This is a genomic window from Microcystis flos-aquae FACHB-1344 (genome assembly GCF_014698375.1).
Taxonomy (GTDB): Bacteria; Cyanobacteriota; Cyanobacteriia; order Cyanobacteriales; family Microcystaceae; genus Microcystis; species Microcystis aeruginosa.
In genome coordinates this window covers 1-5,109 of record NZ_JACJSW010000119.1, presented here as the reverse complement: position 1 = coordinate 5,109, position 5,109 = coordinate 1, and the positions used below count along the sequence as shown (strand labels likewise).

At 40.0% G+C, this 5,109-nt stretch carries 7 protein-coding genes and 1 pseudogene; 7 read left to right on the top strand and 1 reads right to left on the bottom strand.

Annotated elements, in window-relative coordinates:
• Nucleotides 1-255: 255 nt before the first annotated feature.
• The 7 genes and pseudogenes from H6G48_RS27170 to H6G48_RS09950 form a co-directional block, all read left to right on the top strand.
• A pseudogene (locus tag H6G48_RS27170) lies at nucleotides 256-468 on the top strand (DUF4926 domain-containing protein); the annotation flags it as partial.
• A 133-nt stretch (nucleotides 469-601) separates the two neighbouring features.
• Nucleotides 602-853, top strand: coding sequence for a type II toxin-antitoxin system Phd/YefM family antitoxin (locus tag H6G48_RS09975; protein WP_041804225.1), 252 nt, complete (start codon nucleotides 602-604; stop codon nucleotides 851-853).
• Nucleotides 850-1,107: a type II toxin-antitoxin system mRNA interferase toxin, RelE/StbE family gene (locus tag H6G48_RS09970; RefSeq protein ID WP_002745103.1), complete on the top strand. Its 258-nt coding sequence runs from the start codon at nucleotides 850-852 to the stop codon at nucleotides 1,105-1,107. The genes H6G48_RS09975 and H6G48_RS09970 overlap by 4 nt, the downstream gene beginning before the upstream one ends.
• A 151-nt stretch (nucleotides 1,108-1,258) precedes the next feature.
• Entirely contained in the window at nucleotides 1,259-1,468 is a 210-nt protein-coding gene (locus tag H6G48_RS09965) for a type II toxin-antitoxin system HicB family antitoxin (RefSeq protein WP_190721418.1), read from the top strand.
• Nucleotides 1,469-1,515: 47 nt separating this feature from the next.
• Entirely contained in the window at nucleotides 1,516-1,752 is a 237-nt protein-coding gene (locus tag H6G48_RS09960; protein ID WP_190721416.1) for a type II toxin-antitoxin system HicB family antitoxin, read from the top strand.
• Nucleotides 1,745-1,918: a type II toxin-antitoxin system HicA family toxin gene (locus H6G48_RS09955; RefSeq protein ID WP_190721414.1), complete on the top strand. Its 174-nt coding sequence runs from the start codon at nucleotides 1,745-1,747 to the stop codon at nucleotides 1,916-1,918. Before H6G48_RS09960 ends, H6G48_RS09955 begins: the two co-directional genes overlap by 8 nt.
• A gap of 95 nt (nucleotides 1,919-2,013) precedes the next feature.
• Entirely contained in the window at nucleotides 2,014-2,286 is a 273-nt protein-coding gene (locus H6G48_RS09950) for a type II toxin-antitoxin system HicB family antitoxin (RefSeq protein WP_190721412.1), read from the top strand.
• 222 nt (nucleotides 2,287-2,508) lie between these two features.
• On the opposite strand, the gene H6G48_RS09945 is transcribed toward H6G48_RS09950, so the two are convergent.
• Nucleotides 2,509-4,320, bottom strand: a complete 1,812-nt coding sequence (locus H6G48_RS09945; RefSeq protein WP_190721411.1) for a proline--tRNA ligase — start codon at nucleotides 4,318-4,320, stop codon at nucleotides 2,509-2,511.
• Nucleotides 4,321-5,109: the final 789 nt, after the last annotated feature.

Sequence of the window (5,109 nt, the reverse complement as noted above, 5' to 3'; positions counted from 1 at the left end):
CATTTTCAGGCGTGCGCTTAAGTCTCTCATGCTGACGATACTTTTATCCAGTGCAAAACCTATCCAACAGGACACAAAAGTAAATGTACTTAATGCGGGATAGTCATTTTTGGGGAGTGGCTTGAGAAGCTCTTTCATTAGTTTTGGGAAAATTGTTAGCATGGCTTATTCACATTTATTGGTGTATATTTACTTTGTTTTCTTATCTATAATATCAAATTTTGTACGACTTTTTTCCCCGTTCAACACTTCTGAGTTGGAGCAATTGTAGAAGTTCTGAAAAATGGGGAGGCTTACCTAGTAGAATTATTTGGGAATTGGGTTAAATATGATGAACAAGGAAATTTTGTCTCAACCACTCAAGCAGAAAAAGAAGCATTTATGGAGACAATTGGCGTAGAAATTGTTTATCCTAATCAATTAGTGTTAGCTGTTCCCGCTAAAGAGATTATGCAAGTTACGGCTTAGATCATTACTAAAGTTGTCATATCGCCTTCTTCTCGATCAGAACTGAAAAGCCCAAAATAAATAATGAAAACGTCAGCCAACAAGTAATTTTTGCTTTATTATGAGAGTAATTCCCAAAAACCTTAAGCGATTTATGTATCAAGTTACCGTTGATTACGCCAAAGCCAACCTAGAAGAACTCTGCGATCGCACTGAAAAAGAACCCGATGGAGTAGTGATCGTTCGTGAAAATCGCAGTTATATTCTCATCACTAAAGAAGAATGGGAATCCTTAGCTGAAACCAGCGAACTCATGCAAGATCCCAAACTATTACAACACATTGCATCAGCACGACGAGAATATGCCGCAGGAGAAACCCTCACAATGGAACAAGTATTTGGATGACAACCTACACAATTGTCTTTTCTAAACAAGCGCGAAAAGATACCGACGAACTCACCCAAAAACAAAAAGTCAAACTTCAAGAAATTTTAACTAACATAATTGCAATTAATCCCTATATTGGCAAATCCTTAAAAGGCGATTTAGAAGGCTTGTATTCCTATCGCCTAAATCGAAAAGATCGTCTGCTTTATGAAATTTATGAAGACGATAAAACTATTCTGATTATTCGTACAAAAACACACTATGGAGATTAGGTAATAGCGGTCATAACCACTGAATTCATCCCCGTTTATAATATAGCTTGATCCTGTTAGGCAAAAATAGTAGTGATGCCGATCACTACCAGGAAAAAGACGGAAGAAATGCACTTCAGGAACTAGCCAAATTAAATCAAGGAGACAACCCATGAATTATCACTATAGTATTTATATTCAATGGTCACAAGAAGACAACAAATTTATCGCCCATCTCCCTGAATTTGTCTCCTATGCTCATACTCACGGCGAAACCTACAATGAAGCGCTACAAAATGCCCTTGAAGTTCTAGATTTCCTTATCGAAGACTACACTGCACGAGACAAATCTCTCCCAATTTTTCAGGTTATTTCCCCATAGCTAAAATATACTCTATTACAATCAAAACGTATTTTATCTGAGCAATTATGGCTGAATTAAGTTCAAAAATTACCGCAATTATTTATTCTGGTGAACAACAAGGATATGTGGCCGAATGCGCGGAAATTTCGGTTGTTACCCAAGGAAATACCTTGGATGAGGTGGTTAATAATCTCAAAGAAGCTGTCTTATTACATTTAGAAGGAGAAGAGCCTAGTGAGTTTGGTCTAGTTGCCAAACCTTCTCTACAGATTACGGTTGAGTTACAGCCTGAATATGCCTAAACTGAAACAACTATCAGGCAAAGACGTGATCAAGATTCTCGCTCGATTTGGCTTTACTATTCACAGTCAACGAGGAAGTCACATTAAATTGCGTCGTGTTATCTCCCAGAGAAGAGAGACTTTAACTATTGCCAATCATCGAAAACTTGATCCTGGAACCTGTTAGGCAATTTTCAAATAAGCAAGTCAATATATTCTAGAATCAGAGCTTTATCCTTATTTCTATGATTTATAGAAAAAGTTAAGTGAAGCGGGGTTAAAATGATCGACAAATATCTAATTGTTCTCGAAAAAAGTGAAACGGGATTTTCCGCTTATTCACCCGATGTAGTAGGGTGTGTACCAACAGGGGCGACTTTAGAAGAAACAACGGAGCAAATGCGATCGGCTTTGGCTTTGCATTTGGCAGATGTTGAAAATTGGCCTCAACCGCGAGGAATTGATGCCTATCTAGAAGCTTTGCGAGATTCGGAAGGAGAAACATTTTTTCTGACTCATATTCCACTGGATCAAGTCTTAATTAGGGTCTGCTGAAAAAGTTTGTTGGTGGGGTTAGGAGCCGGTAGTCAGGAGTCGGTCGTCAGTACTATATGCTTGAGAAAATACAGCAAAAAATCGCCATCATTAAGGAGATTGAATTTGTTGATTGAGACTTGCTTTGAGAGAAATCGACATAAAGATAATATAGTAATCTCAAAAGCTCCTTTTTTAGAAGTTTTTCAAGAAATTAAGCAAATTATCTGTATATTTAATCACTTAATCAGAAGCATTTACCTTTGAAATAGCAGTTTTTAAATAGGAAACCACCTCATTAATTGCTACTTCTGACGCTTTTTTACTGGCTCTTTCGACTAATTCCACCTTACCCGATTTGAGAGATTTACCCGTGACAATGCGATAGGGAATCCCAATTAAATCCGCATCTTTGAACTTAACTCCCGCACGTTCATTCCGGTCATCTAAAAGGGTTTCAATGCCGGCTTGATTTAACTCATTGTATAAACTTTCGGCGGTTTTTACCTGCTCGGCATCAGCTAAATTAGGAATAACTACAATCCCTTGATAGGGGGCAATAGCTACTGGCCAAATAATGCCATCTTTATCGTAGGATTGTTCTACGGCTGCCTGGGCTAAACGCGATACTCCTATGCCATAACAACCCATACAAATGGGGGTAGATTCTCCCGCTTCATTAGTATAAAAAGCATTCATGGCTTGAGAATATTTATAGCCCAATTGGAAGATATGACCGACTTCAATTCCTCTAGCACTTTGCAAGGTTTGATCAGGATCGTGAATAGCTCGATCGCCTACCTGGGCTTTGCGTAGATCGACGATTAATTCTGGTAAGATAAAATCTTTACCCCAATTGGCCCCCACTACATGAAACCCGGTTTCATTTGCACCGGTGATCAAGTTTTCTAAGTCTGTCACCGTGTTGTCTGCTATGCGTAAAAACTTAGGAGCTATATCGCTGGCTTTTTTGAGCAAATTATCTTCTAAGTCGGGAGCAATATAACCCAAAGGTAAAGGTTTAGTTGCCCATTTCTGTTGCGCGGCAGCATCGGGTATTTTTAAAGCCAAAATTGTTTTAGCATTGTAACGGCTCGCCTGTCTAACTAATTCATTTTGTAGTTTAACTTCGTTAACCTCTTGATCTCCCCGAATGCTCACCAAAACTAAAACAGTTATGCCGCTATCATAAACCACTTCGTAGAGAACATTTTTGACGATAGCGGTGGCAGAACAATCGAGAAATTTAGCTAAACTTTCGATAGTGTTGGTGTTAGGAGTCTCTTTTTTAGCAAACTTTTTAAAGGGAGAAGCCACTTTATCTGCCGGCAAAGAAACGGCTTTTTCCACATTAGCCGCATACTTTTCATCGGCGGTAAATAAAACCTCATCTTCTCCGGCATCAGCTAAGACCATAAATTCTTGGGATGCGGAACCGCCAATCGCTCCAGAATCGGCTTCTACTGCCCGAAAAGCTAACCCACAACGGCGGAAAATATTGCGGTAAGCTATATCCATCGCTTGATAGGTTTTCTTTAAACATTCCTCGTCGAGATTGAAAGAATAGGCATCTTTCATAATAAATTCTCGTCCCCGCATTAAACCAAAACGAGGGCGAATTTCATCGCGAAATTTAGTTTGAATCTGATATAAATTAACCGGTAATTGTCGATAGGAACGAATTAAATCACGAGCGACGGCAGTAATTACTTCTTCGTGAGTCGGTCCTAATCCTAACTCCCGGTTTTGCCGGTCCGTCAGGGCAAACATAATCCCTTCTGCTTTTGTGTAGGTGTCCCAACGGCCTGATTCTTGCCAGAGTTCCGCCGGTTGCAGTTGGGGAAGTAAACATTCTTGGGCGCCGGCTTTATTCATTTCTTCCCGGACTATCTGGGAGACTTTCTGCAAAACCCGCCACATCAGGGGTAAATAGGCGTAAATACCGCTGCCAATGCGACGAATGTAACCGGCACGCACCAAGCATTTATGACTGGGGATTTCCGCCTCGGCCGGATCTTCCCGGAGAGTGACAAAAAGCTGTTGAGAGAGTCGCATCCTATCGATATCCTTTTGAACAGAAGACTTTCTATTATCTCATCAAAGGAGAGCGACTGCAATGATCAATTACTTGTGTTGACAAACAATAACAGCGATCAGTTTACCGATTCTCAGGTATTTCCCCTCACAACTTGAGACTGGTTGGAGACGCATTGGACTCTAGTTCCAATTGCCTAACTCCCTTGTTCTCTACTCTAGGAAATATGAGCGTTCAGGTTGATCGCTGTTATCGTCGTTATCGAGACAGAATGTAACTTTAACAGGGTTTACTCCTTTGTGAACTTGACCTTTATAACCTTGCCAGTCGATCTGTCAGGGAAGCTTTTTTCTTTAGCTTCAATTATTAATATAACATCGGATCGGAGCTAGAAGTCTTTCTCTTAATCAAAGTTTACATTGCCAGCATCAAGGAAAAGCCTCGATGTTTTGACGCTTAACCGACCATAACTCCCTTCTGTCAAAGTGGGTGAGGTAATAGTTAGTAAAAGTATAGTCAAATATAGACAGACTGAATTCCATTTCAGAAATTCCTTTCACTTTTACTTCGAGAGATTGATTCTCCTTGGGTGAACTACGCACCTCTCTATCCCATAGCGGTTAAACGCATTTGGGAATGCTTTTCGTAAAATATTGTAGGAACCTATGACATCAGATTGAACCAGAATCCCCTTATTGGGACTTAAACAAATTTCAAGCCCAAATAAAGCCTAAACTGGCTTTGTAAGCGGCAAACACATCCCGATTCTCGGTCAGCCACTCAAAGAAACGGAAAGACATCGCTGTCCG